The organism is Candidatus Enterococcus testudinis, assembly GCF_002140915.1.
GTDB classification, from domain to species: domain Bacteria; phylum Bacillota; class Bacilli; order Lactobacillales; family Enterococcaceae; genus Enterococcus_D; species Enterococcus_D testudinis.
The window spans coordinates 2,714,731-2,739,802 of the sequence record NZ_NGKU01000001.1; the positions used below are offsets into that span (position 1 = coordinate 2,714,731).

Annotated in this window: 21 protein-coding genes; 5 read left to right on the forward strand and 16 right to left on the reverse strand. The window is 41.8% G+C overall.

Translation table 11 applies throughout. The features are described 5' to 3' along the window. Positions 1-61 precede the first annotated feature (61 nt). Genes dapF through A5886_RS13225 form a run of 3 tightly spaced genes read right to left on the reverse strand, consistent with a single transcriptional unit; the run spans position 62 to position 3,403 of the window. Positions 62-889: a diaminopimelate epimerase gene (gene dapF, locus A5886_RS13215; RefSeq protein ID WP_086276067.1), complete on the reverse strand. Its 828-nt coding sequence runs from the start codon at positions 887-889 to the stop codon at positions 62-64. Between the two features lie 43 nt (positions 890-932). Beyond that, positions 933-2,234 carry a diaminopimelate decarboxylase gene (lysA, locus tag A5886_RS13220; protein ID WP_086275557.1) on the reverse strand — a complete coding sequence of 434 codons (1,302 nt, stop codon included), beginning with the start codon at positions 2,232-2,234 and terminating at the stop codon, positions 933-935. Beyond that, positions 2,231-3,403: a M20 metallopeptidase family protein gene (locus A5886_RS13225; RefSeq protein WP_086275558.1), complete on the reverse strand. Its 1,173-nt coding sequence runs from the start codon at positions 3,401-3,403 to the stop codon at positions 2,231-2,233. Before A5886_RS13225 ends, lysA begins: the two co-directional genes overlap by 4 nt. A gap of 216 nt (positions 3,404-3,619) precedes the next feature. Between A5886_RS13225 and dapA the strand changes: the two genes are divergently transcribed. From dapA to dapD, 3 genes are read left to right on the forward strand one after another with little or no spacing between them, the layout of a single operon-like run. After that, positions 3,620-4,501, forward strand: a complete 882-nt coding sequence (gene dapA / locus A5886_RS13230; RefSeq protein ID WP_086275559.1) for a 4-hydroxy-tetrahydrodipicolinate synthase — start codon at positions 3,620-3,622, stop codon at positions 4,499-4,501. A 12-nt stretch (positions 4,502-4,513) separates the two neighbouring features. Further along, positions 4,514-5,269: a 4-hydroxy-tetrahydrodipicolinate reductase gene (gene dapB, locus A5886_RS13235; RefSeq protein WP_086275560.1), complete on the forward strand. Its 756-nt coding sequence runs from the start codon at positions 4,514-4,516 to the stop codon at positions 5,267-5,269. A gap of 12 nt (positions 5,270-5,281) precedes the next feature. Continuing rightward, the gene (gene dapD / locus A5886_RS13240; protein WP_086275561.1) at positions 5,282-5,995 is read left to right on the forward strand and encodes a 2,3,4,5-tetrahydropyridine-2,6-dicarboxylate N-acetyltransferase; all 714 of its coding nucleotides are present in this window, start codon (positions 5,282-5,284) and stop codon (positions 5,993-5,995) included. Positions 5,996-6,052: 57 nt separating this feature from the next. On the opposite strand, the gene A5886_RS13245 is transcribed toward dapD, so the two are convergent. The 10 genes from A5886_RS13245 to A5886_RS13290 all read right to left on the reverse strand — a co-directional run bounded on the left by A5886_RS13245 (position 6,053) and on the right by A5886_RS13290 (position 17,504). After that, the gene (locus A5886_RS13245; protein ID WP_086275562.1) at positions 6,053-6,997 is read right to left on the reverse strand and encodes a DHH family phosphoesterase; all 945 of its coding nucleotides are present in this window, start codon (positions 6,995-6,997) and stop codon (positions 6,053-6,055) included. Between the two features lie 64 nt (positions 6,998-7,061). After that, complete coding sequence (locus A5886_RS13250) at positions 7,062-8,393, reverse strand: DRTGG domain-containing protein (RefSeq protein WP_086275563.1); 1,332 nt, start codon at positions 8,391-8,393, stop codon at positions 7,062-7,064. Positions 8,394-8,429: 36 nt separating this feature from the next. Next, positions 8,430-9,113, reverse strand: coding sequence for a metal-dependent hydrolase (locus A5886_RS13255; protein ID WP_086275564.1), 684 nt, complete (start codon positions 9,111-9,113; stop codon positions 8,430-8,432). A gap of 296 nt (positions 9,114-9,409) precedes the next feature. Next, positions 9,410-11,092 carry a ribonuclease J gene (locus A5886_RS13260; protein WP_086275565.1) on the reverse strand — a complete coding sequence of 561 codons (1,683 nt, stop codon included), beginning with the start codon at positions 11,090-11,092 and terminating at the stop codon, positions 9,410-9,412. A 244-nt stretch (positions 11,093-11,336) separates the two neighbouring features. After that, positions 11,337-11,996 carry a restriction endonuclease gene (locus tag A5886_RS13265; RefSeq protein WP_086275566.1) on the reverse strand — a complete coding sequence of 220 codons (660 nt, stop codon included), beginning with the start codon at positions 11,994-11,996 and terminating at the stop codon, positions 11,337-11,339. Beyond that, a complete protein-coding gene (locus A5886_RS13270; RefSeq protein WP_143353796.1) occupies positions 11,989-12,366 on the reverse strand; it encodes a hypothetical protein in 378 nt (125 codons plus the stop codon). Before A5886_RS13270 ends, A5886_RS13265 begins: the two co-directional genes overlap by 8 nt. Then, positions 12,299-13,390, reverse strand: a complete 1,092-nt coding sequence (locus A5886_RS13275; protein ID WP_086275568.1) for a hypothetical protein — start codon at positions 13,388-13,390, stop codon at positions 12,299-12,301. The genes A5886_RS13270 and A5886_RS13275 overlap by 68 nt, the downstream gene beginning before the upstream one ends. 320 nt (positions 13,391-13,710) lie before the next feature. After that, entirely contained in the window at positions 13,711-14,763 is a 1,053-nt protein-coding gene (locus A5886_RS13280; RefSeq protein WP_086275569.1) for an aspartate-semialdehyde dehydrogenase, read from the reverse strand. A gap of 305 nt (positions 14,764-15,068) precedes the next feature. Continuing rightward, positions 15,069-16,859: a glycoside hydrolase family 13 protein gene (locus A5886_RS13285; RefSeq protein ID WP_086275570.1), complete on the reverse strand. Its 1,791-nt coding sequence runs from the start codon at positions 16,857-16,859 to the stop codon at positions 15,069-15,071. A gap of 189 nt (positions 16,860-17,048) precedes the next feature. Further along, on the reverse strand, positions 17,049-17,504 hold the full coding sequence (locus A5886_RS13290) for a MarR family winged helix-turn-helix transcriptional regulator (protein ID WP_086275571.1): 456 nt from the start codon (positions 17,502-17,504) through the stop codon (positions 17,049-17,051). Positions 17,505-17,643: 139 nt separating this feature from the next. Here A5886_RS13290 and A5886_RS13295 point away from each other — a divergent pair, with 139 nt between their 5' ends. Together A5886_RS13295 and A5886_RS13300 are read left to right on the forward strand one after the other, a co-directional pair. Beyond that, on the forward strand, positions 17,644-19,983 hold the full coding sequence (locus A5886_RS13295; protein ID WP_086275572.1) for an ABC transporter ATP-binding protein/permease: 2,340 nt from the start codon (positions 17,644-17,646) through the stop codon (positions 19,981-19,983). A gap of 170 nt (positions 19,984-20,153) precedes the next feature. Beyond that, a complete protein-coding gene (locus tag A5886_RS13300; RefSeq protein WP_086275573.1) occupies positions 20,154-21,506 on the forward strand; it encodes an Nramp family divalent metal transporter in 1,353 nt (450 codons plus the stop codon). A 69-nt stretch (positions 21,507-21,575) separates the two neighbouring features. On the opposite strand, the gene A5886_RS13305 is transcribed toward A5886_RS13300, so the two are convergent. From A5886_RS13305 to serC, 3 genes are read right to left on the reverse strand one after another with little or no spacing between them, the layout of a single operon-like run. Further along, a complete protein-coding gene (locus A5886_RS13305; protein WP_086275574.1) occupies positions 21,576-22,799 on the reverse strand; it encodes a DUF1015 domain-containing protein in 1,224 nt (407 codons plus the stop codon). Then, entirely contained in the window at positions 22,799-23,983 is a 1,185-nt protein-coding gene (locus A5886_RS13310; RefSeq protein ID WP_086275575.1) for a phosphoglycerate dehydrogenase, read from the reverse strand. Before A5886_RS13310 ends, A5886_RS13305 begins: the two co-directional genes overlap by 1 nt. Beyond that, positions 23,984-25,063 (reverse strand): 3-phosphoserine/phosphohydroxythreonine transaminase, encoded by a 1,080-nt coding sequence (serC, locus tag A5886_RS13315; RefSeq protein ID WP_086275576.1) that lies wholly within the window; start codon positions 25,061-25,063, stop codon positions 23,984-23,986. Between the last annotated feature and the right edge of the window lie 9 nt (positions 25,064-25,072).

A 25,072-nucleotide genomic window follows, 5' to 3' on the forward strand; every position in this document is an offset into this window, starting at 1 on the left:
CTTTGCTTGTCAATCTTTTTTTCATGAAAATCCAATTGATTTGCAAGAGATTTCACTGCGTTTATAGATGCAAATTCTCATCTAAGATCAAGCCTTCTGACACCATGATGGCATCGCCAATCAACTCAAGATCGTTGTGATCAACGACCACTGTCAGTTCACCGCCAAGAACATGCAACACAACATTGGCCGCTGCTTTTCCTTGGTGATGTGACACTGCGAAGGCCGTTGCGCCAGAACCAGTCCCGCATGCAAAGGTAAAGTCTTCCACCCCACGTTCAAAGGTTCTGACTACCAAGTCACCATTTGCCTCTTCATCATAGAAGTTGACATTGGCCCCTTTTGGAAATACCTCCCAATGTCGTATCGCTTTTGCCACATCCGTCAGTTCACTTAATGGTATATCAGCTAATCCAGGATAACGCACTACTGCATGGGGAATACCTGGATCCCCTAATTCAACATAATCTAAGGTCGTGACCTCTGTACCAGGAAATACTTGATTAAAACGGGTGACTGTTGGCGGATTTAGCATCACTTTGTATTCTTTCTGAGCTAACCGCCAAGCCGGTACATCTCCGGCGACAGTTTCAATCGTCATCGCTTCACCAGCAATTTGATTTTCATAGGCATAACGGGCAATACACCGCGCGCCATTGCCGCACATCTCAGCCTCCGTACCATCGGCGTTGTAAAAACGCATGCGAAAATCTGCAGTACCTTCCGGATAATCAACAGCCATTACCGCATCAGCCCCGATTGAGAACTTGTGCTGACAGGTTTGGATCGCTAAGGCTGAAAGTTGCGCATGGGTCAGTTTCAATTGGCGATTATCGATCACAATGAAATCATTGGCAGCCCCTTGCATTTTGGTATAAGGAATGTTCATCATTTGTTCACCTGCTCTCTTTTTTTAGGAAAGATCGAGTGATTTACTTTGCTAAAAACGAAGGAATCACTTCATTTTGGATCATTTGCTGATACGTTTGGCGTTTTACAGCCAATTCTGCTTGGCCGTCTTCCACAAATACAACAGCTGGAATCTGTAAATTGTTATAATTACTGGCCATTGAATACCCATACGCCCCAGTCGCAAATGTCGCAAATATATCGCCAGTTTCAACTGGCGGTAAAGCCAAGTCTTTTACCAAGATATCGGTGCTTTCACAGGCCTTACCAGAAATCGTGATGGTTTCTGTTGCCGCTTCGCTGGCGCGATTGGCTAATATGCCAGTATAGCTTGCTTGGTACAATCCAGGACGAATATTGTCTGTCATGCCGCCATCGATACTAGCGTAAGTCCGAATACCTGGCAGCGTTTTGATACTGCCGATCGTATGCAAACTGATCCCTGCCTCTGCAACGATGCTGCGACCAGGTTCAATAACGATCGTTGGTCGTTCTTGGTCGTGTTGCTGATAAAAATCATTGATTTTTTGCATCACAGGATCAAGGAAGAATTGATAGGGTTGGCGTACATCTGTATCCGTATAACGAACGCCAAAACCACCACCAACATTCAACTCTTTGATCCAATAAGAAAAACGCTCATAGATTTGTTGGACTAATTGCAATGCTGCATCTGTTGCGCTTAAGTGAGATTGATTGTCCGACAACTGGCTGCCCACATGGAAATGCAACCCATAAAAATCGAGCTCTGGTGCTTCAATGACTTCTGCTATCAGCGGAAACAAAATTTCTTCATCCAATGGAATACCAAATTTTGAATCTTTTTGGCCAGTAGAAATAAATTGATGCGTCTGAACTGAAACTTCTGGTGTGATCCGCAACATGATTTTGGCCACTTGATTTGTTTCTTGGCAGATTGCTCGAATCAAACCGATTTCTTGAATACCGTCTACAATGATCCGGCCAACGCCATAATCGATGGCTTCAGTCAGTTCTTCGATGGATTTGTTGTTCCCATTGAACTCGATATGTTCAGCTGTAAATCCTGCTTGGATCGCTGTATACAACTCGCCACCACTGACAACATCTAATGATAACCCTTCAGCTTCAATAATACGCAGCATAGCTGTTGTGCAAAATGCTTTGGCTGCATATGCTGCCCGGGTGTGAGGATAGCGATCTAAAAATGCAGCATGAATCTTGCGGCATTCTTCTCGAATCTCAGAAACGGAATACACGTACAATGGCGTGCCAAATTTTTGTGCCAGCGAAACAGTGTCGACACCGTCTATAAACAGATGGTTCTCTTTGATTTCTTTCGTCATTCTGCAGCTCCTTTTGTGTCATTCAGTGCAGGGATCAATCGGACATAGCACTCGATTCCTTGCAAGAGATTTTTTTCATCAAAATTCATTTTATTGCTGTGTAAAGGATAAGTATAGCCTTTGTCTTCATTACGAATTCCTACAAAAAAGAAGACACCGGGAATTTCTTTTTGATACATCGAGAAATCTTCTGCCAACATATAAGGCGGTGTTTCAAGATAACTGTCTCCCACGACCTCAGCCAGAATATCCACCATCTCTGTATCATTATCCACCACTCGATAGAGGTGTTGGAAGTCTACTTCTGCGCGACAACCATAGCCTTTTGCGATTTCTTCTGCCAATACAGTGATCCGTTGTGTCATTGTTTCATAAATCTCATCTTCAAAGGCCCGCATCGTTCCGTTCAACACGACTTTTCCAGGGATGATGTTTTCAGCATCACCACCGTGAATTTTGCCAAACGTGATGACACCAGACGACAGCGGACTGATATTCCGCGAAATCACAGAATGTAATCCTTGGATCACAGCGGCAGCCGCCAAAATCGCATCACTGCCTTGTTGCGGCTGAGCACCATGTGCGCTGGCACCATGGATCGTGATATTGATTTCACCATTACGGGCCATCATTGGTCCTTTGCGACAAGCAATCACACCTTCAGGAAAATCTGGAAAGACATGCAGACCGACAATTTTCTCAACAGCAAAGTCTCGCAAAACGCCTTCATCGATCAGTAATTGGGCACCACCAGGTCCTTCTTCCGCTGGTTGGAAAATCAAAACGATCGTCCCTTGGATCGCTTCAGGGTGGTTGGCTAAATATTTAGCAAATCCTAACATCGTCGCCATATGGCCATCATGGCCGCAAGCATGCATTCGCCCTTCGTGGGTCGAAGCAAAATCAATACCGGTTTCTTCCTTTATCGGCAATCCATCGATATCGGTGCGAAAGGCCAATGTTTTACCCGGGACATCACTGCGAAATACAACAACTAGCCCGGTTTCTAATATCGGATAGATCTCATTGATCCCAAAAGATTGCAACTGACGTAGCAAGTATTCTTTTGTCTTGAATTCGGTCAGTCCTAATTCGGGGATTTGATGTAATGCACGACGAAATCGAATCACATCTTCGGTTAAATCTTTGACAGCTTGAGATACTTGCATCTAATAAACACCTTTCTTTCATTCCATTCATTTATTCGTAAAAGTGACTGGATATCCAGTTTTTCATGGTTTTTCATTGATATTGGTTAATATTATAGTATATAATTCGAATAATCTATAGATAAATTGTCTAAATTTTTCGATTTTTATTCAAACTTTTCTGTTACACTTATCTTATAGAAAAAAAATAAATTGGTTGAAAGGATGTGTCGTATTTTGACAATATTCAAAGGTTCTGGCGTTGCATTGATTACCCCTATGCTTCAAGATGGTTCGGTGGATTTCGATAAGTTGAAGGAGTTGGCGGAATGGCATGTGCAGCAAGGAACTGATGCGATTATTGCTTGTGGTACAACCGGTGAAGCCTCTACACTTGATGATGAAGAACATATTGCTGTGATTGAGGCTGTCGTCAAACAAGTGGCCGGCAGAATACCCGTTATCGGTGGCACTGGTTCAAACAATACCCAACATGGGATCCACCTTTCACAAGAAGCACAACGTGTCGGTGCTGACGCCCTATTGGTTGTTACACCTTATTACAACAAAGCAACCAAAAGAAGTTTAGTGGCCCATTATGAAGCAATCTGCCAAAGTGTAGACTTACCAGTGATCCTTTATTCAGTTGCTTCTCGTACAGGATTGAATCTGACACCTGATGCAGTGGCTGAACTGAAAAAAATTCCCAATATCAAAGGCATCAAAGAAGCCAGCGGCGATATTTCGCAAATTGCTGAAATTGCCCGCTTAGCGGATGAAGATTTTGCCGTTTACTCTGGCAACGATGATCAAGTGACCCCCATTCTTGCCCTCGGCGGTGCCGGTGTCATTTCAACGATTGCCAACATCGCACCTAAACAAACAGCAACGATGGTGGCTGATTTCTTACAGGGTGACATCCAACCAGCGATCAAAGAACAATTGAAACAAAAACCGTTGATCGATGCGATTTTTAGCGAAGTTAACCCCGTACCGATCAAAGCCGCCGTATCCTTGCTTGGAAAATGCGACTTGCATTATCGCTTGCCGTTGGGCATGCCCGAAGATGCAACATTGGTGCATTTAGAAGAAGAAATGACTGCATATGGTTTGCTTTAAGGAGGCGACATAGTGAAACAAGTATTATTAAGCGGTGCAAATGGCCGCATGGGGCAAGTCTTGCAAAAGTTGATTGCACAACAGCCAGATCTTGAAGTAGCGGCAGGTTTAGACCGCCAAGAAGACCGCAGCGGTTCTTTTCCGATTTACGATTCAGCTGACGCTATCAAAGAAACGGTGGATGTGGTCATCGATTTTTCTCATTACAGCAATGTGCCCGATCTATTGAACTATTGTGTGGCACAACAACTGCCAATCGTAGTCGCAACAACGGGATTGACGGAAGAAACGCAAATGATGCTGCCAGTAGCAGCCAAAGTGATTCCTGTCTTTTATTCAGCGAATATGTCATTGGGTATCAATATTTTGATCAAAGCATTGCAATCTATCACACCTGCATTGGAAGCCGATTTCGATATTGAGATCATCGAGAAACATCACAATCAAAAATTAGATGCCCCGAGTGGTACAGCGTTATTGTTGGCAGACAGCATCAATGACAGTTGCGACACCAAGAAAGACTATTTATACGTTCGATCCGGTAGTGATTTGACCAACGATCGTGGCCAAATGGGTATCCACGCAGTACGCGGTGGCACGATTCCTGGTGAGCATACCGTGATCTACGCGGGACAAGACGAGATCATCGAATTAACACACACAGCCCTTTCCCGCGACATCTTTGCCAATGGTGCATTAAAAGCTGCACTCTTTTTGGCTGACCAGGCGCCTGGTCTTTATTCTATGCAAAATCTACTTGATAAGTAAAGGTGGTATCTTATGTCAGAATTACAGTTTTCAGATCCCTATCAATTAGCAAAATATATCAAAGACGCCAATAAACAAACACCTGTCAAAGTATATATCAATGGTGATTTGTCAGATGTTTCAGCTGATGGTCTGCAATTATTTGGCGCAGGTTCCTTCTATTTCGTCGTCGGAGACAGCCAAAAAGTCGCTGCATTTCTAACAGAACATCAAGACAAGATCACAGATCAATATTTAGAAAATGATCGCCGCAATTCCGCGATTCCTTTACTGGATTTGACCACTATTGATGCACGGATCGAACCAGGTGCTTTCATCCGCGACCAAGCAATCATTGAAAAGAATGCGGTCATCATGATGGGTGCCGTCATTAACATCGGTGCGGTCGTCGGTGAAGAAACAATGATCGATATGGGGGCCATTTTAGGTGCTCGTGCGACTGTCGGAAAAAAAGCACATATTGGTGCTGGTGCCGTCTTGGCAGGCGTTCTTGAGCCACCTTCAGCAAGTCCAGTCATCGTGGAAGACCATGTGTTGATTGGTGCCAACGCAGTCGTTTTAGAAGGCGTTCGTGTGGGTGAAGGTGCGGTGGTTGCCGCTGGTTCAGTCGTCACTGAAGATGTGCCTGCTGGCGCAGTAGTCGCTGGTTCGCCTGCAAGAGTCATCAAAATGAAAGATGACAAAACGAAGAGCAAAACAGAATTCTTAGATGATTTACGCGGTTGATTTTTTCCAACGGTGAACAGCAAAAGAGAAGCAGCCTTTATGGCCGCTTCTCTTTTTTTACGCTTGTTTAATGACTTCTTGAATTTCTTGATAGATCATTGCTACTTCTTCGAGATCCGCTGCATTGGCACCACTAGCCAATGGATGCCCCCCACCGTGATGGCGTTTGGCGATTTCATTGATGACAGGTCCCTTTGAACGCATCCGTACGCGATAATAACCTTCGGGCTGCTCTACAAAAATGGCCCATGCTACCACATCTTCTATTTTCCCGGGTAGAGATACAATGGCCGATGTTTCTGAGTCGACAACACCAAAAGATTGCTGCAATTCTTGTGAGAGAATCACTTTCCCCGCCCCACTCTCGTCTACCTCTATATGCTCATAGACATACCCAGATAGTCGTGCTACTGATCGAGATATTTGATCGATTTGACGATTGATTTTCGGTGCATCGAAGCCACGGTCCAATAACTCAGCAGCTAAGCGCAGTGTCGTTGCTGTGGTGGCAGGATACAAGAAACGACCTGTATCACCGACGATCCCTGCATAAAGCAAACGGGCTGCTTCTTTGGTCATGGTCAACGTCTCTTGATAGGTTGACCAAAAAGATGCGATCATTTCACTACAACTGCTGGCTTTAGTATTGACCCAGACAAGGTCTCCATAGGGTTCATCGTTGGGATGATGATCGATTTTGATCAATTTAGCTCCTTGATCATAGCGTTGATCACTGATGCGAGGAGCGTTTGCTGTATCGGTAACGATTACCAAAGCCCCTTGATAGTCCGTGTCCGCCACGGTTTGCATGTCAGCCAAATAATCTAAACCTTCTACTGGACCGCCAACTTGATAAACGGTTTTCTCCGGGAAACTGGCTCTAATGATTTCGGCCAACCCCACTTGCGATCCCAATGCGTCTGGATCAGGACGTTGATGGCGATGAATGATAATTGTTTCATATGCCTTGATGGTTTCTAAGATTTCTTCTTGTACAGTCATGTCTGTCTCAACTTTCTCTATTCGATTTACTGAATGATGCCCATGATAGGATGACCAATTGCTCTTATGGACGTTCCATAACTTGGCAGACAACGATGGCTTTGGCTACCAAAGAATTTTCTATGGTCACTTCGATATCGATTTTGGCCGAACGTCTACCTAGTTCTAAAATACGCGGTTGAATAATGATTTCACTCTCTAATTGGATCAAACGAAAATAATGCAGATTGACTTGCTCGATCCAGCTATTGCGTCTTTGATTCAGTTGCATGGTTCGTTTTGCTGTATTGGCAATGACTTCGCTCAAGACACCAAATGAGATGGTCCCTACCTCGTTGACCATTTGCGGTGTAACGGCAAAACTAAAATGCGGCTGCGGCAATTTGTTGCCTTCAAAATCTTGATCGATAACTTGCATCTGTCCTGAGATTTGATCAGAGATGGTATCTGATATTTGTGTTTGTCGTTGAACCATTTGCATGGCTTTCATGATATCTTGTCTAGTAACAATCCCAATCAAAGAGAGGTCATCTGCCACCACCGGCATCACTTCTAAGCCGTCCCAAATCATTTGATGGCTGGCAGAGGCCACACTCATCTCTTTTTTGACGACTCGAGGATCTCGAGTCATAATGCGCTCAATGATTTGCGTATCCGGTTTTTCCAAGACATCTTTCGCTGTGATGATGCCAACGACCCGCATATTTTTGTTTACAACAGGGTAACGGGAGTGATTGGTTGATTCTGAGAGAATCTTGTAGTCCTTTACTGTGTCAAACGTATACAAATACTTGGTTTTTTCTAGTGGCATATAGATGTCACTGACCAACATGATATCTTTTTTGATCAATTGGTCACTCAATGCCCGGTTGATCATCGTTGCTACTGTAAATGTATCATAGGTTGTCTGTAAAATTGGTAACGCCAACGTATCTGCCAATTGGCAGATTTCTGGTGTTGTTTCAAAACCACCAGTGATCAATACCGCTGCGCCGTCTTCTAAGGCTAGTTTGTGGACTTCGTTTCGATTCCCCACGATCATCAACGATCCCGGAGTGATATAGCGTTCCATAGCAGATTCTTTCATGGCACCAATCACAAACTTGTTCAAATCTTTGTTTAGTCCACTTGCCCCGCCAAGAACATTGCCTTCAATGATTTGAACCACTTCGCCGAAAGTCAATTTTTCGATATGCTTCTTTAATTTACGTTCGATCCGAATCGTTCCTACCCGTTGGATCGTCGACACTAAACCAATGTTTTCGGCATCTTTAATGGCACGATAGGCCGTGCCTTCACTGACATTTAAATCTTTTGCGATTCCCCGCACTGAGATCCGATCACCGACTGGCAAATTCTCAATATGCGCTAAAATCAAATCATGTTTTGTCGCCATAACTATCCCCTATTCCTACGAACAATCTTCATTTTTTTAAAGGATGATCGATTCTCCGATCGCCATTACTTTGCCTACACCCTCTGGGAGCAACTTGATAAAATCTTGCGGATCTTGTTTGATCAGCGGAAATGTATTGTAATGAACTGGTACCGCTTGTTTGACTTTCAACAAACCGGCAGCCGTTGCAGCGTCTTGCGGTCCCATTGTGAAATTATCACCGATCGGCAAAAACGCCACATCGATATTAAATTGTTCTCCTAGCAAAGCCATATCGTCAAATAACGCCGTATCCCCTGCGTGATAAATCGTTTTGCCTTCTGCTTGAATGATGATACCTGCGGGGTTCCCCATATAAATCGTTGTCCCGTCTTCTTCAATGCCGGAACTGTGATGTGCTTCTACTAACGTCACCTGACCAAAAGGAAAAGCATATGAGCCGCCAATATTCATGCCATGCGTCTTAGGCACACCTTTGCGACTTGCATATTGGCACACTTCTACCACGCTGATGACAGGCGCCTCATTCCGAATCGCGATTTCTGTCATATCACCAATATGGTCACTATGGCCATGGGTGATCAATACCCAATCCGTTGTTACAGTCTCCGCCTTTAGATCCGTCCCACTGTTGCCATTGATAAAAGGATCAAACAAAACCTTCTGCCCATTGTCAAAATCAATTGTCACGACGGAGTGTCCATGATACGTCAATTTCATTTAGAAAAGCTCCTTCCCTATCTAGTGATACAGTCTAATATTTTTTATTATAACAGATAAATACAGGATACCCAAAGGAGAAATTCGCTAGCTCCTGACCAACCGCCCTTATCATCATCGATTCTATTTAAACGTATCTATTCAATAAGATGAAACAGGAAAAGAGTAGCACAGTTCAAATGCCTTACTTCAACATGCATCATTGGCAAAAAAAAACTGCAACTGAAGCAAATGAGTCCACAGTCAGCAAAATTAATTGTGGTCGCTCATTCGATTCAGTTACAGATAATGACGGTCTATTTACGATGACGATTTCTTTGACTTGATTCCATGATCACTGGCAAGATCACAGGGCGACGTTTGGTTTGTTCAAACAAGAACCGACTCAAACGGTCACGGATATCTTGTTTCAGCTTGCTCCATTCAAACTCTTCATCGTGCAAATGTTTTTCCACGATTTCAGCGATGATCTCGCCGCTTTCACGGATCAAATCACGACTGGCTTTGACATATACAAAGCCGCGAGAAGTGATTTGCGGTGCAGAAACAATTTTCTTTTCGCGACGATTGATCGTCACGACAGCCACAAAAATACCATCTTCTGACAACACTTTACGGTCTCGCAAGACGATATTGCCAATATCTCCCACGCCGATACCATCGATCATGACGTTTTCAGCAGGGACGTTGCCAGCAGCGTGCATTTGATCTTTTTTGAACTCCAGCACATCGCCACGGGCAGTGATGAAGATGTTCTTCATTGGAATCCCAACTTCAAGGGCTAAGTCAGCATGAGCTGCCAATTGACGGTATTCCCCCTGAATCGGAATCAAATACGTAGGTTTCATCATGTTCAGCATCAACTGTAGATCATTGGGATTGGCATGACCAGATACCCGGAAATTGTCAGAGATCTGTTTGACTGTTCCGCCTGCGCGATAAATCATATCTTCCGTCTTTGCAACGATCGTTTCCATGGCAGTCGTAGGCGTAGTAGTGATATAAACCAAATCGCCTTCTTGCACTTTCAATGAACGATGTGTGCCGTTTGCCATTTTTTGCAACGCTCTGATAGGCTCACCCATCCGGCCTGTTTCCAGAATCAACAATTGTTCTGGTGCGTATTTTTTCATTTCTTTTTGTGTGATCAGCAAATCTTCTGCAGGTAATTTCAACTTTCCTAATTTCATCGCCGTTTTGATGATTCGGCCGAAATCTTGCCCAGTCAATACGACTTTGCGGCCTGAACGAAAGGCTGCATCTAACACTTGCTGGACCCGTTGCAGATTGCTGGCCACGCTAGCCACGATAATGCGGCCTTCCCAGTACCGAATATTGTCATAGACTTCGTCTTGAATCGTCAGCTCAGAAGCTACAGGTGTTGGGTTTTCAGCATTAGAAGAAGTACTTAACAACGCCAAGACACCTTCTTTACCGATCTCTGCCAAGCGGCCAAAGTCGGTTTGATACATCGGAATCGCTGTTTGATCAAACTTGAAATCCCCTGTATAGACGATATTGCCCGCTTTTGTTTTGACACTGATCCCCACTGAATCAGGAATCGAATGAGTCGTTCTAAAGAAACTGATGGTTGCATCGCCAAAATCGATTTCAGAATGTTCATCAATCACATGGAAATCTTTGAAGCGCTTGGTTGCTTCATTTTTATTGACTGTTAATTTCGCTAGTTCAATGGTTAATTCTGTACCGAATACAGGTACTTGAATGTTTTCTAAGAAATAAGGCAATGCCCCAATTGCATCCGCATGACCATGGGTCAAAAAGACACCCGCCACACGATCTGCATTTTCTTCTAAATACGTAAAATCAGGAATCACCGTATCGATTCCTAATAATTCGTTTTCTGGATAGCGAACACCGCAATCCAGCACAAATATATCCTCTCCTACTTCAGCAATGTACATATTCTTTCCGTTCTCACGAACACCGCCAAGAGGAATGATTTTTATTGTTTCCACTTCTATTCACCTCTTATAATTTTCTCTATCTTTTATATCCCAAGCATAAGCCGTCTTTTCTATTATACAACAAAAAAAAGAATATTACTTATAATCAATCGCAAAATCTCGCAACCTAGAGGTTTTGCGATGCTATGATGTCCTAATATAGTACAATCACCCACGCCTTTACACTTTGATGTAAAAACCTTTGATTTACCATCGAATTGATTTTAAAAGAAAAAAATAAAGCAGATAATCTGCTCTATTTTTGTAGTTTGGATTCTAATTCATGTGATTCAATCCACTTTTCAACATCGACATCTAAATCTAATGATTGTTTTTTCAATTTTATAACATCGAAAATTGTTTTACCTTGTAAATGAATAAAATCTTCAAGTAAGAAATGTAATATTCGATTGCCATCTTTTAAAGCAAGCTTTCTAATTAAACCTTCGCTCGCATCCCAGCTATGCCTTCCGGTTATCCCTTTCTTCGTTACGAAGAAACCATCTTTCAAGCTAGATACTCTTAAAAGGCTAGCAAATTTACCAATCCAACTGACTTCTAGCTTTGTCGAATAATTTTTACATTCCACTAAAACTTCATCTGGCAAACATTCTTTTTCAATGCTTTTATTTACTTGATTCCCAAAGAAATCTAATTCTAAAAATAAATCTATTTCATTAGTAGTGGTTTTTAAATTTCTTTTCACCTTATATACTGAATGCTTCTTAAAAATTTTTTCTATTAAATTTTCTAACGCATCCCCTTTTTCTTTGGTGGTGTTGAATTTATCACATATTAATTGATTTATCAATACGTCTATTGATTCTGATTCCTCTTTGGTAAAAATATATTCTTTTTTAAATAAATCGGGATGTGTTTTTGCGGCTTTAATCAACTCGGTTACTTGCTCACTCATCTTTTATCACCTTAAAAAAAACAAAAACATTCTCAGAAAAATTTATTTGTCTATCTTCATATGATTCTTCATCGAATATAATAGGAGGAATATCTCTAAGAAACTCATACTCTTCTGGAAGTAGTCTATTAGATATCTTTATTTTATAGATTGGTTTTAAGATATCTAATGTATTTAAAATTTCAATAATATCTAAAGAATCCTTTTCTGATACATCAAAAAAGCGTCTAACAAAAGAAACGTAAATTCTGGATGAGCTTTTTAACTCTAACTTACTCAAAAATTCAATTGTCTTAGTTTCATCAATTTTCTTCTTCTCCATCATCTTGGTTATTGCAATACTCTTTGAGCAAGGATTCAACGACATCATTCATTCCACTCCTTCCTTTGTTATGGCTATAATAATTTAAAAGTGTATAAGGATACTCTGATAAAACAAATTTCACTTGAATTTTTTTGCTTTTGATTTTGTTATCCCAAGTGAATGTCATCCATGGTAAATCTGACATTGTTTCCGTATCTTGTATAAAACCCTCTAAAAGAATTTTAACATCTGAAGCTTCTGAAAACAATTCTTCATTATCCTCTATTAGTTTTCTTAACTCTCCAAGTATAGGTAAAATAATAGTTTCCGCATCATTTGAATCTAAAATAGCTTGCGAACCAGAACTCAATACCATCTTCTGTGCTGATGCAATCGGAAGATCTGCTAGCTCCCCTTTCTTCACCTTTTCCTTAATATTTTCTAAAGTCTGGAATAAGTCAATTGGAATCAAAGTCAAAGAAAATTTTGACTGAAGATATTCTTCAACTGTTGCTATCATTTGCTCAAAAAAATTACTTTTATCTAATCTGAAATACGAAGCCACATTATCAGCATCTATTTCAATAAATTTCTTATTATCGTTCCCATATCCCCAGAATTTAACTATGACTGAATAGGTTGTTTTGATAGGTATAGGCACATTATTTTTAATTCGAATTCCATCAAGAAAAAAAGTAAATTTTATTACATCATTTAGTTTAGTAGCTTTCAGATTTTGTACTTGCGTATTCAAAGTATTCCCACACTCTAAAAAACCATTGTTATTGGTGATCAAATCTATAATTTCTTCTGATGTACGTTCATCGTCTAATTCATATAGTGCACTGTATTTTAGACTCTTATTAGACTCTATATTTTTGTGTGCTGCGATTAACAAGTCATTGTGTGTGGCTGCTATTTCTTTTAGCGAAGTTTCGGATCCATTTCCTTTAGCAAAAATAGCTTCAACTTGAGATTTTTTGTTCTCAAATTCTGGCGTTTTTATCAAACCTCTGATTGCTCCTATATACTTAGTTTTTAAAAAATTGGGCATTATAGTTATTTCTTCCGCAAAATACTCATTGAACATTCATATTCTCCTTATCTTAAAAAAATTTTTATTTAAATTAGATCCAAAAATCCAACCTTTTTTTGCAAACGCTCCCAAAAGTGTTGTTTATAAAGACTTCACTCAACTAGCATACGAATAATGCAAAAAGAATATTCTTTCATCGGGTCCTATCTGAAATACGATATCCGTCCGCACTTTTAACCTATTCTTCAACGACTTTATATTTGAATCCAAATTTATGCGTTTTCATTAAAAATAGCGAACACCAGAAGCTAGAATTTTGATTTAGCTTCTGGAATTCGCTGCATTCACCACACTTTTCCCGAAAATCTTATGGTTTACACATGGACCAAACCTTGTTGGTGCAAGGCTTCGGCGATTTGAACAGAATTCCAAGCAGCACCTTTGAGCAAGTTATCAGAAACCACCCATAAATGCAGACCATTGGCAACATCTAAATCTTTGCGGATGCGTCCAACAAAGGTCTCGGTTTTCCCTACACTGTTTAAGGCTTGAGGATAGATTTGCTGGCTTGGATCATCTTCCAGCACCGCCCCTGGTGCATCGTTGATCCATTGTTTGACCGCTGCAACGTCGGCGTGTTCTGCCGTTTCGATATACACCGACTCCGAATGGCCACTGAATACTGGAATGCGGACACAGGTTGCTGCCACTTGAATCGTATCGTCTTCCATAATTTTTTTGGTTTCGTTGATCATTTTCCATTCTTCGTAGGTATAATCATCTTCTGCAAAGACATCGATCTGCGGTAAGGCATTGAAGGCGATTGGATAATGTTTTTTGTCACTGCCAGCTGGCAAAATCGCTGGTGATAATTCTTCGGGTTGCTTGCCTGCCAACAAATCTGCCGACTCTTGTGCCAACTCAGCCAATGCTTTCGCACCCGCACCAGAAACCGCTTGATAGGTAGAAACAATCAAACGTTTCAACCCGACTTTCTGGCGGATCGGTTCTAGGGCAACCATCATTTGGATCGTTGAACAGTTTGGGTTGGCAATGATGCCTTTGTGTTGCGCAAGTGCGTGGGCATTGACTTCTGGCACGACCAATGGCACTTCAGGATCCATCCGAAAATGACTCGTATTGTCGATCACTACAGCGCCGCGCTTCACAGCTTCTGGTGCATATACTTTTGATATCCCACCGCCGGCACTGAACAAAGCAATGTCGACCCCTTCAAAAGAATCTGCAGTCAATTCTTCAATAACAATTGATTGATTATTGAACACTAGGGTCTTGCCGGCAGAACGCTTGGAGGCCAATAACGTCATTTTACTGATTGGCAGCGTGGTTCGTTCCAACATCTCTATCATTTTTGTTCCAACAGCGCCAGTCGCACCGACAACCGCTACGTGATACCCTGTACTCATCAAATCACTCCTCGAATATTCATACATTTTCCCTAGTTTATCACATCCCTAAAAAAAGAAAACCCCTTTATGAAAGAAGCGGTGAAAAATGTTTTGAACTATCAGAATTTTCAGCAACTATCGCTTTTTTTCATAAAACGACACTTTTTTGAAAAGATATTATTTGTCACATTCATATGTTATAGGCTATAATGTGCCCAGAAGGAATTTTGGGGAAGATTCTTTCCAACGTGCATGGGGAAATTAAAAAAACCCAATAACTTGAATGAGGCAAGATTCTTAGCGAATCTTGCCTCATTTTTAGTTTATTCTTTTTCAATCATATCCTCTTGATCGGCTTTGGCGATCACAAATCCTTTTTTATCGATCACAATCACTTCTTCTTCCTCTTGCATAAATTGCTGCAACAGCACATTTTCTGGTTTCGATAATGTAATTTGTTCGTCGCCTGTATTAAAGATACCAATCACTCGCTGCGCCTCTAACTCTCTTTCAAAAATAATCAGCCCGTCATCTTCTGACACCCAATTCCAATGCATGACACCTTCAGAAAGCACCTTTTGATTTTCTTTGCGAATACTGATCAGATTTTTTGTAAACTGCAGCAAATCTCGGTCTTGCTTTTCTTCTTCCCATATCATACATTTCCGGCAATCAGGATCCATATCACCGGTCAACCCGATCTCATCGCCATAATACAAACACGGCACACCTTGTTGCAAGTACATAAAGGCCATCACTTGGCGCATCAAGTCTTTGTCTCCTTGCGCCAACGTCAAGATCCGTGGGGTATCATGGGAATCTAAGATATTGAATTGAACTTGATTGGTTTGTTCGCGATATAACATCAATTGATTATTCAACTCAGAGACCATTTTGGTCATAGAGATTTCATTTTTCACAAAATACTCAATAATTGCATCGGTATAAGCATAGTTCATGACAGCATGGAATTCATCCCCTTGCAGCCAGCTTTGGGAAGAATGCCAAATCTCACCAAGAATATAAAAGTCTTTTTTGGCATTGTCGCAAACTTGGCGGAATTTTTTCCAAAATGTGTGACTGACTTCATTTGCAACATCTAAACGCCATGCATCAATATCAAATTCTTCTATCCAGTAACGGGCAATATTCAATAAATAGGCTTGAACATCAGGATTCTCCGTGTTTAATTTTGGCATATGTGGCGTAAACGCAAAGACATCGTAAGTGATGTCATAGGCATCTTCAAAGTTTTCTCCTTCTTTATAATCCACAGGGAATTCATTGATATGGAACCAGTCCGCAAACGGAGAATCTTGGCCATTTTCGATGACATCTAACCATTGATGAGACGTATCACCCATATGATTGAAAACTGCATCTAACATCACCTTGATGCCGCGTTTGTGGCATTCATCCACCAAACGCTTGAATGTATCGTTGTCCCCAAAGGCCGGATCGATCGCCAAGTAATCAATCGTGTCATACTTGTGATTCGAATAGGCCTCAAAAATCGGGCAGAAGTAAATCCCGTTGATTCCCAGATCCACTAAGTAATCCAGATGATCAATGACACCTTGTAAATCGCCACCAAAGAAATCTTGACGATCGGGATTTTTAGACCCCCATGGCAGAACGCCTTCAGGGTCATTTGATGGATCTCCATTGGCAAAGCGTTCTGGAAAAATTTGATACCAGACTGTTTCTTTGGCCCACTCAGGCACTTTAAAACGATCGGCATCTTGGAAATACGGCATCCGAAAATAGTTGTTGTTCATTTCTAAATATTGTTGTTCAAATGGATATACACCGTGGTCACCATAAAACACATGCAAGCCATCAAAGCTTTCCAGGGAAAACCCATAGGATAATCGACGGAACTCTGCACCGACGGCTACTTGCCAGTAATCGTGCAAGTCGGTAGATAGTACTTTTTCCATGGGGATTTTCGTTTGATACCATGCTTCTTTAAACAATGTGTACGGATCGCCGCACAGCAATTGGACATGACGGATATCTTGACGGGCAGTACGCAAGCGAATATGCATTTGATCTTTTTCGTAAAGATAGGCAAATTCGCTTTCAGGGCGATGGTAAATAGCAGTTGTATTCATAGTAGTCTCCTTTGGATTGCGTTGTTGCTTCTATTGTCCCACAAAGAGGCCACGAAAACAAGAGGTAAACGCAACCGATTGCTTTGAATTCACCTCTATAATCAAACGATTAAAAACATTATATTCCATCATGTTGTAATCAAAGAGCAATCGATTGCTTTACTCCCTTATCTATAAAAAATAGTCGAACTAGACATCCTTAAGAATTTTATATTTACGCAACAAACGAACAGACGCGCTCAAAGAAGCTGTCAATTGCGCATAATCTTCCTGAGACATCTCCGCCGCTTTGCTATTTAATCGATCCTCTACTTGCTGTTTCTTCTGAATGAATAATTGCTTGCCTGCTTCATCTAGATAGACATTCACGTTACGCCGATTCATCCCATTGGTTTCTCTATGGACAAACCCCTCTTTTTCTAACCGAGAGATCGACCGACTGATCTGGACCTTTGACGTGCCGATTTGTTGTGCCAGTTCGGACATCGTCAATCCTTCGTTACTAGAAACGATCACAAGCTCCAACATTTCCATTTTGGTCAATTTTAAATCTTCTAACCCGATTTCTTCAAATAATATGTTCCCCATTAAAGAAAAAATTTCTGCAAACACCGCTATATTGAATTTCCCTTGTTGCTTCTCCATGTGACTCCCTCTCTTCTATCTTTAGTTTAGTATAAACCTTTCAATTAAACAATGATAATCGTTGATTTTTGTTAACCATTGTGATAGCGTGGATACAGGATGAAAAAAGTTGTGAAAACAGCAAGAAAAGAGTGACAGCATGTTAGAATTAAAAGATATCAAAAAGTATTATACGGTCGGCGCTAGTACGACCAAGGCGTTAGACGGTGTATCCGTTTCTTTCCGTAAACAAGAATTCGTGGCTATTTTGGGGCCAAGCGGTTCTGGTAAAACAACGATGCTCAATGTGATCGGTGGTCTGGACAATTACGATTCTGGTGATATGGTCATCAATGGCAAATCAACCAAATCTTTCAAAGACCGTGACTGGGATGCCTATCGAAACAACTCCATCGGATTTGTCTTTCAAAGCTATAACTTGATCAGTCATCTAGGCATCATCGATAATGTTGAACTAGGGATGACCCTAAGCGGTGTTTCGAAAGAAGAGAAAAGAGCCAAAGCAACAGACGCACTGACGCGTGTGGGTCTTGCAGATCATATGCACAAAAAGCCCAATCAGCTTTCTGGTGGACAAATGCAGCGGGTGGCAATTGCACGGGCATTGGCCAACGATCCGGATATTTTATTGTGTGATGAACCTACAGGTGCCCTTGATTCAGAAACCAGTGTCCAAATCATGGAACTGATCCAAGAATTATCAAAAGAAAAACTAGTCATCATGGTGACCCATAACCCTGAATTGGCCAACAAATATGCTGGACGCATCATTGAATTCAAAGACGGTCAAATCGTTCATGATTCTAATCCTCATATCGAAGGCCAAAAGAAAGACCAATTCCAACTAAAACATACCAAAATGAGTTTCATGACAGCTTTGCGGTTGTCTTTCAATAATATTCGAACCAAAAAAGGTCGGACATTCTTGACTGCTTTTGCATCAAGTATCGGGATTATCGGCATTGCCATTGTCTTAGCCTTGTCGACTGGTTTTCAAAAACAAATCGATGATACCCAATCTGAGACACTGTCACGGTTCCCGATTACGATTTCACAAGTTGCGACTGAACAAGACCCAACAGCGATCACTAGAACACAAAAAGAAGAATTCCCTTCAGATAAAGAAATCACAGCGAAGTTAAGTGATACCGATCGTGCCACTCATATCAACAATATCGATCAAGACTTTATTGATTATATCAATGACATTGATCCTGAATTAAGCAACAATATTGGGTATACTCGCTCCACTTCATTGAATTTGTTCCGCAAAATCGACGATACAGTGGAGCAAGTGAGTTTCTCGAATGCTTCTGCAGACAATGAACAAACAAATGCGATGATGAGTGCGATGAGTGCTTCAACAGGAATTGGTGTCTCAACATTTCCAGAACAATTGTCTGACGAGAATGGCAACTTCTTAGAAGACAACTATGATCTATTAGATGGCAGCTATCCAAGTACAAATACAGATGTGGTATTGATCGTTGATGAGAACAACGTAACCAATGTCAATGCACTGATCAATCTTGGTTTTGACATCGAAGACGGAGATACCGTGAATTTTAACGATGTTGTCGGCACGAAAATCACTTTGGCTTCAAATGATGCCTATTACACAGAATTACCGACAGGCAACTTTATTCCAAATCAAGATTTAGATGACGTATTTGAAAACAACAGCAACAAAGAATTAACGATCAGCGGGATTTTACGAATCAAACAAAATTCTACGATGAACTTGCTTTCAACAGGGATTGCATATAGCGATGCTTTGGCACAAGAAGTGATCAAAGAAAATCAAGATTCAGCGATCGTACAAGCGCAAGAAGATAGTGATACCAACGTGATGACCAACGAACCAGTTGATGATAGCACGAAGGACTCCTTGATTGCCTACTTAGGTGGCAGCAACTTGCCAAACAGCATCATGATTTATCCAAATGACTTTACTGCCAAAGAAGAAATCTTGGATTATTTGGATGCTTACAATGAAGGCAAAGACAGTGAAGATCAAATCGTTTACTCTGATCTAGCAGGAACAATGACCCAATTAACCGGTGGATTAATGGATGCGATCACTTATGTGTTGATTGCTTTCGCTGGTATTTCACTAGTGACAAGCATGATCATGATCGGGATCATTACTTATACTTCAGTCCTTGAACGAACCAAAGAAATCGGGGTCTTGAAAGCACTGGGTGCCCGCAAAAAAGACATCACCCGCGTCTTCGATGCAGAAACTTGTATTTTAGGGATTGCCTCTGGTGCATTAGGTGTCTTCATTGCTTGGTTAACTACCTTCCCAATCAATGCTGTATTATATAATATGACGGATTTAGAAAACGTTGCGCAATTGAATCCATTGCACGGATTGATCCTCATTGTTGTCAGCACTGTTTTGACAATGATCGGTGGTCACATTCCAGCAAAAATGGCAGCCAAAAAAGATGCGGCGATCGCATTACGCGCCGATTAATCGATACACCAAACCACACAGTGATGCTGTGTGGTTTTTTTGTGTTTGATGTTCACACAGTTGATTTCGATAACTCTTATCTTTTCAAGTATTTTCTCTTGAAAATTACATAAATGAGGAATACAATAGGTTTGAATTTAGGTGTACCTAAAAAGATAGGGTGTGAAAAAATGAATGAAGACAAAAAAATGATCCAAGCAGCCAACGGCCCTAGCTTGGAAGAAATAAATAATACAGTTGCGGTTCCCAAAAATGGCAATTTCTGGCGAAATTTATTGGCTTTTTCAGGCCCAGGTGCTTTGGTCGCTGTCGGCTACATGGATCCAGGCAATTGGATCACCTCCATCGGTGGTGGAGCTGAATATGGCTATCTGCTGCTCTCTGTGATTTTGATTTCCAGTTTGATTGCCATGCTCTTACAATATATGGCCGCAAAACTTGGTATCGTTACACAAATGGATTTGGCACAAGCCACACGCAAGCATACCAGCAAAGGATTAGGCTTCATTTTATGGATCGTTACTGAATTAGCGATCATGGCAACGGATATCGCTGAAGTCATTGGCGGTGCCATTGCGCTGAATCTGTTATTCGGTATCCCATTATTGGTTGGGGTCATCCTAACGATATTTGATGTGTTGCTGCTTTTATTCTTAATGAAGTTAGGCTTCAGAAAAATCGAAGCCATTGTGATGACCTTGATTTTGGTGATTATGCTGGTCTTTCTTTATGAAGTTGTCATCGCACAACCTAATCTCCCAGCCGTCCTGCAAGGATTTATCCCGCAAAAAGCAGTCCTCAACCACGGCCAACTGACTATGGCTCTAGGGATCGTTGGTGCAACTGTGATGCCTCACAATCTTTACTTGCATTCATCGATTTCGCAATCTAGAAAAATCGACCGTCAAGACCAAGAAGAAGTCGCGACCGCAGTCCGGTTTGCCACTTGGGATTCAAACATTCAATTGTCTGCAGCATTTCTAGTCAACTGTTTGTTGTTGATTTTAGGTAGTGCGCTCTTTTTTGGCCATAGCGAAGATGTCGGTACTTTCTCCGCTCTCTTTGATGCGTTGCAAAATTCCAACATTGCCGGTGCCGTTGCAAGTCCTGTACTTAGCGTCTTATTCGCTGTTGCGCTGTTGGCTTCTGGTCAAAACTCGACGATTACCGGCACACTTACAGGTCAAGTGGTGATGGAAGGCTTTATCCACATGAAGATTCCAACTTGGGCCAGACGTTTGATCACCCGCAGCTTGTCAGTCATCCCTGTGTTGATTTGTACGATTTATTTTGGCGGCAATGAACAGTCACTGGATAGCTTATTGATTTATTCGCAAGTTTTTTTGAGTGTTGCATTGCCTGTTTCCATGATCCCTTTGGTCTTATTCACCAGTTCAAAGAAAATCATGGGCAGTCGCTTCAAAAATCCATTATGGGTAACGATTTTGGGTTGGACTTGTGTGATCGTATTGACCGTCTTGAATGGTCGTCTGATCATTGATACCTTATCTACCCTCTTATAAAAAACACGATTGTCAAAAAAAGAACAGCTGCCCCAGCAATGCAATGTGCATGCTCAGGCAGCTGTTCTTCTATTTGGTTTCTAAATCATGCAAGAACAACCCACTAAGGAGCTTTGGTTCAAACCATGTTGATTTAGGCGGCATGATTTCACCAGCATCTGCTACAGCCAACAAGTCGCTCATCTGTGTTGGATACATCGAAAAAGCCAATGACCACTCTCCACTGTCAACCAAGCGCTCTAAGGCTTCTGGCCCTCGGATACCGCCGACAAAATCAATCCCTTTGTCTGTACGAATATCTTCAATGCCAAAAATTGCTTCTAACACATACGACTGCAATAATGATACATCCAAGCTGCCAACTGCATCTGTCGGAATCGACGAAGACTTGATTGTCAGTGCCCACCATTGATGATCGATATATAAATGGATCGTTCCAGCGTGGGCTGGTTTTTTTTCGTCTGTTCGTGTAACGGTGAAATGGTTTGCTAGTAATTCAAAAAAGTTTTCCGGTGCCGGATAACGCAAGACACGGTTATACTCCCAAATCGCTAATTCATTTTCAGGAAATAGAATGGACAAAAACCGTTCACTTTCTTGACTGCTTTGCCCAGCTTCACGTTTTTGCAAACCCACTTTGACAGCAGACTCGGTCCGATGGTGTCCGTCAGCGATATATAAAGCATCAACTGCAGCAAACGCGCTGCTGACCGTATCCAAGAACCCTTGGTCATCTACCAACCAAACACGATGCTCTACATCATGGTAACTGTTAAAGTCATATAACGGCTGATGCGTTGCTTGCCATGCATCGATTTGTTCTTTCACGGATGCGGGCTGTCGATAGCTAAGGAAAATCGGGCTTGTATTGGCATCACAGGCCAAGACATGATTGATTCGATCGATTTCTTTTTCCGGTCGGGTAAACTCATGTTTTTTGATTTTTCCTGAGATATAATCGTCGATCGAGGTACAAACAACCAGCCCTGTCTGGCTGCGGCCTGCCATCGTCAATTGATACAAATAATAAGCAGGCTGCGCGTCTTGCAATAACCAGCCAGATTCAAGAAACGCTGTCAAATTGGCTGCTGCCTTTTGATAGACCTGAGAATCATAGGGATCGATTCCTGGCAAATCAATTTCAGAACGGTCGATATGGAAATAACTATACGGGTTACCCGCTGCATATTCAGCTGCTTCTTGCGAATTTACCACATCGTAAGGCAATTCTGCCACTTGTTCAGCCAATTCGGCTTGTGGACGAATGGCTTTAAAAGGATAGACTTTGACCATTAATAGCCCACCTCCTGATTCTTGATCACCCGCACGCGGACGATATTTTCATTGGCCCGCAATTTATCAGCTAATTCCTTTAATAATGCTTCATCGTCCGAGGCAACATCCACTAATGTATAAGCAAAATCATCCCGGCTGCGATTCAACATATTGTCGATATTGATGCCGCACTCAGCAATGATTGAAGAAATTTGCCCTAGCATGTTAGGTACATTGCGATTGATGATCGTGATCCGATACGGTGAATTGAAGGCCATCTCCACTGTTGGAAAGTTGACAGATCGTTTGATCGTACCAAATGCCAAAAACTTCTTCAATGTTCGCGCAGCCATTTTGGCACAATTGACTTCAGCTTCTTCTGTCGAAGCGCCCAAATGCGGTAACACTAACACTTTTTCGTTATGAAGCAATTGTTCATCCGCAAAATCAGTCGTGTACCCTGCCAAACGGTTTTCTGCCAATGCTTGTAAAATCGCGTCTGTGTCGACGATTTCCTTACGAGAAAAATTAAAGATCTTCGTCGTAGGTTTCATTTTGCTGATTTCAGCAGCCCCGATCAACCCGCGTGTATTTTCCATCAAAGGAACGTGGACAGTGATGAAATCACACGTAGAAAATACTTCCGCAATATCATTGGCCCGCTTCACACGACGAGATATCGTCCAAGCAGTATCCACAGAAACATACGGATCGTATCCAACAACTTCCATTCCCAAACGATAGGCATCATTGGCAACCATTGCGCCAATTGAACCTAACCCTATGATTCCTAACTTTTTGCCTTCTAATTCAGTACCAGCAAATTGGCTTTTGTTGGCCTCTGCTTGTTCTTCCACATCGGTGCCATGTAACGTTTGCACCCACTGTGCGCCTTGAATGATTGGGCGAACACTCAACAATAAGCTGGCAACAACCAATTCTTTGACCGCATTGGCATTGGCACCTGGTGTATTAAAGACAACGATGCCTTTTTCGGTACATGCTTGAACAGGAATATTATTGGTGCCTGCACCCGCACGGGCAACACCTAGAACACTCTCAGGAAAATCGTAATCATGTAATTTTTGACTCCGCAACAAAATACCTTGTGGCTGATCACTTTGATTGATTGCATAGTTTTCTTGCTCTAAACGTGCTAAACCTTCTGGAGCAATGGCATTGAATGTTTTGATTTGGAACATTTATTTGACCTCCGCTTCGAATGATTGCATAAATGCCACTAACGCTTGAACACCCTCAATTGGGAAGGCATTGTAGAGACTTGCACGCATGCCGCCGACTGAACGATGCCCTTTCAAATTCTCAAAACCAGCTTTAACCGCTTGTTCATTGAATTGGCGATCCAGTTCTTTATCACCTGTAACAAATGGAATATTTGTCAATGAACGACTGTCTTCGGCTACTGGACTGCGAAAGAGTGATGAGTCTTCGATCGCTTGATACAACAAGCCTGCTTTTTTTCGGTCTTGTGCAAGAATTTCTGTCACACCGCCCAAGTCCTTGATCCATTCAAAGACCAATTTGGCAATGTAAATCGCATAGGTTGGCGGTGTGTTGTATAACGAATCATTTTTGGCTTGCAAGCGATAATCAAGCATTGGGGCAAAAATCGCTTCATCGTTCAATAAATCATCTCTGATGATCACGACAGTCAATCCCGCTGGTCCAATATTCTTTTGTGCGCCTGCGTAGATTACACCAAAATCAGTTACTCGATAGTCATTGGCTAAAATATTTGAAGACATATCTGCCACGATTGGCACACGCCCTGTGTCAGGAATCGTCTGAAAAGCCGTCCCTTCGATCGTGTTGTTGGTCGTAATATGCACATACGCCGCTTCTTGGTCAATCGTACTTGTACTGATGTCTGGAATATACGTAAATTGTTTGTCCGCACTAGATGCAATCACTTCAACCGTAACATCTTCAATCGCCTGAGCAGCTTCGATCGCTTTTTGCGACCAAGAACCAGTGTTGACATACAAGGCTTTCTTATGACGCGCTAAGTTGAGGGGAATCGCGCTGAATTGTAAACTGGCACCACCTTGTAAGAACAACACTTTGTAATTATCTGGAATGGCCATCAATTCACGTAACAAGCGTTCAGCATCTTGAATGATTTCTTCAAATAAGGAGGATCGATGACTCAGCTCCATCACGGACATCCCACTGTTACGATAATCCAATAGTTCGGATTGCGCTTTCTCCAATACAGTGCGGGGTAATACGGCAGGACCAGCTGAAAAATTATAGACAGTCATACAAAAATC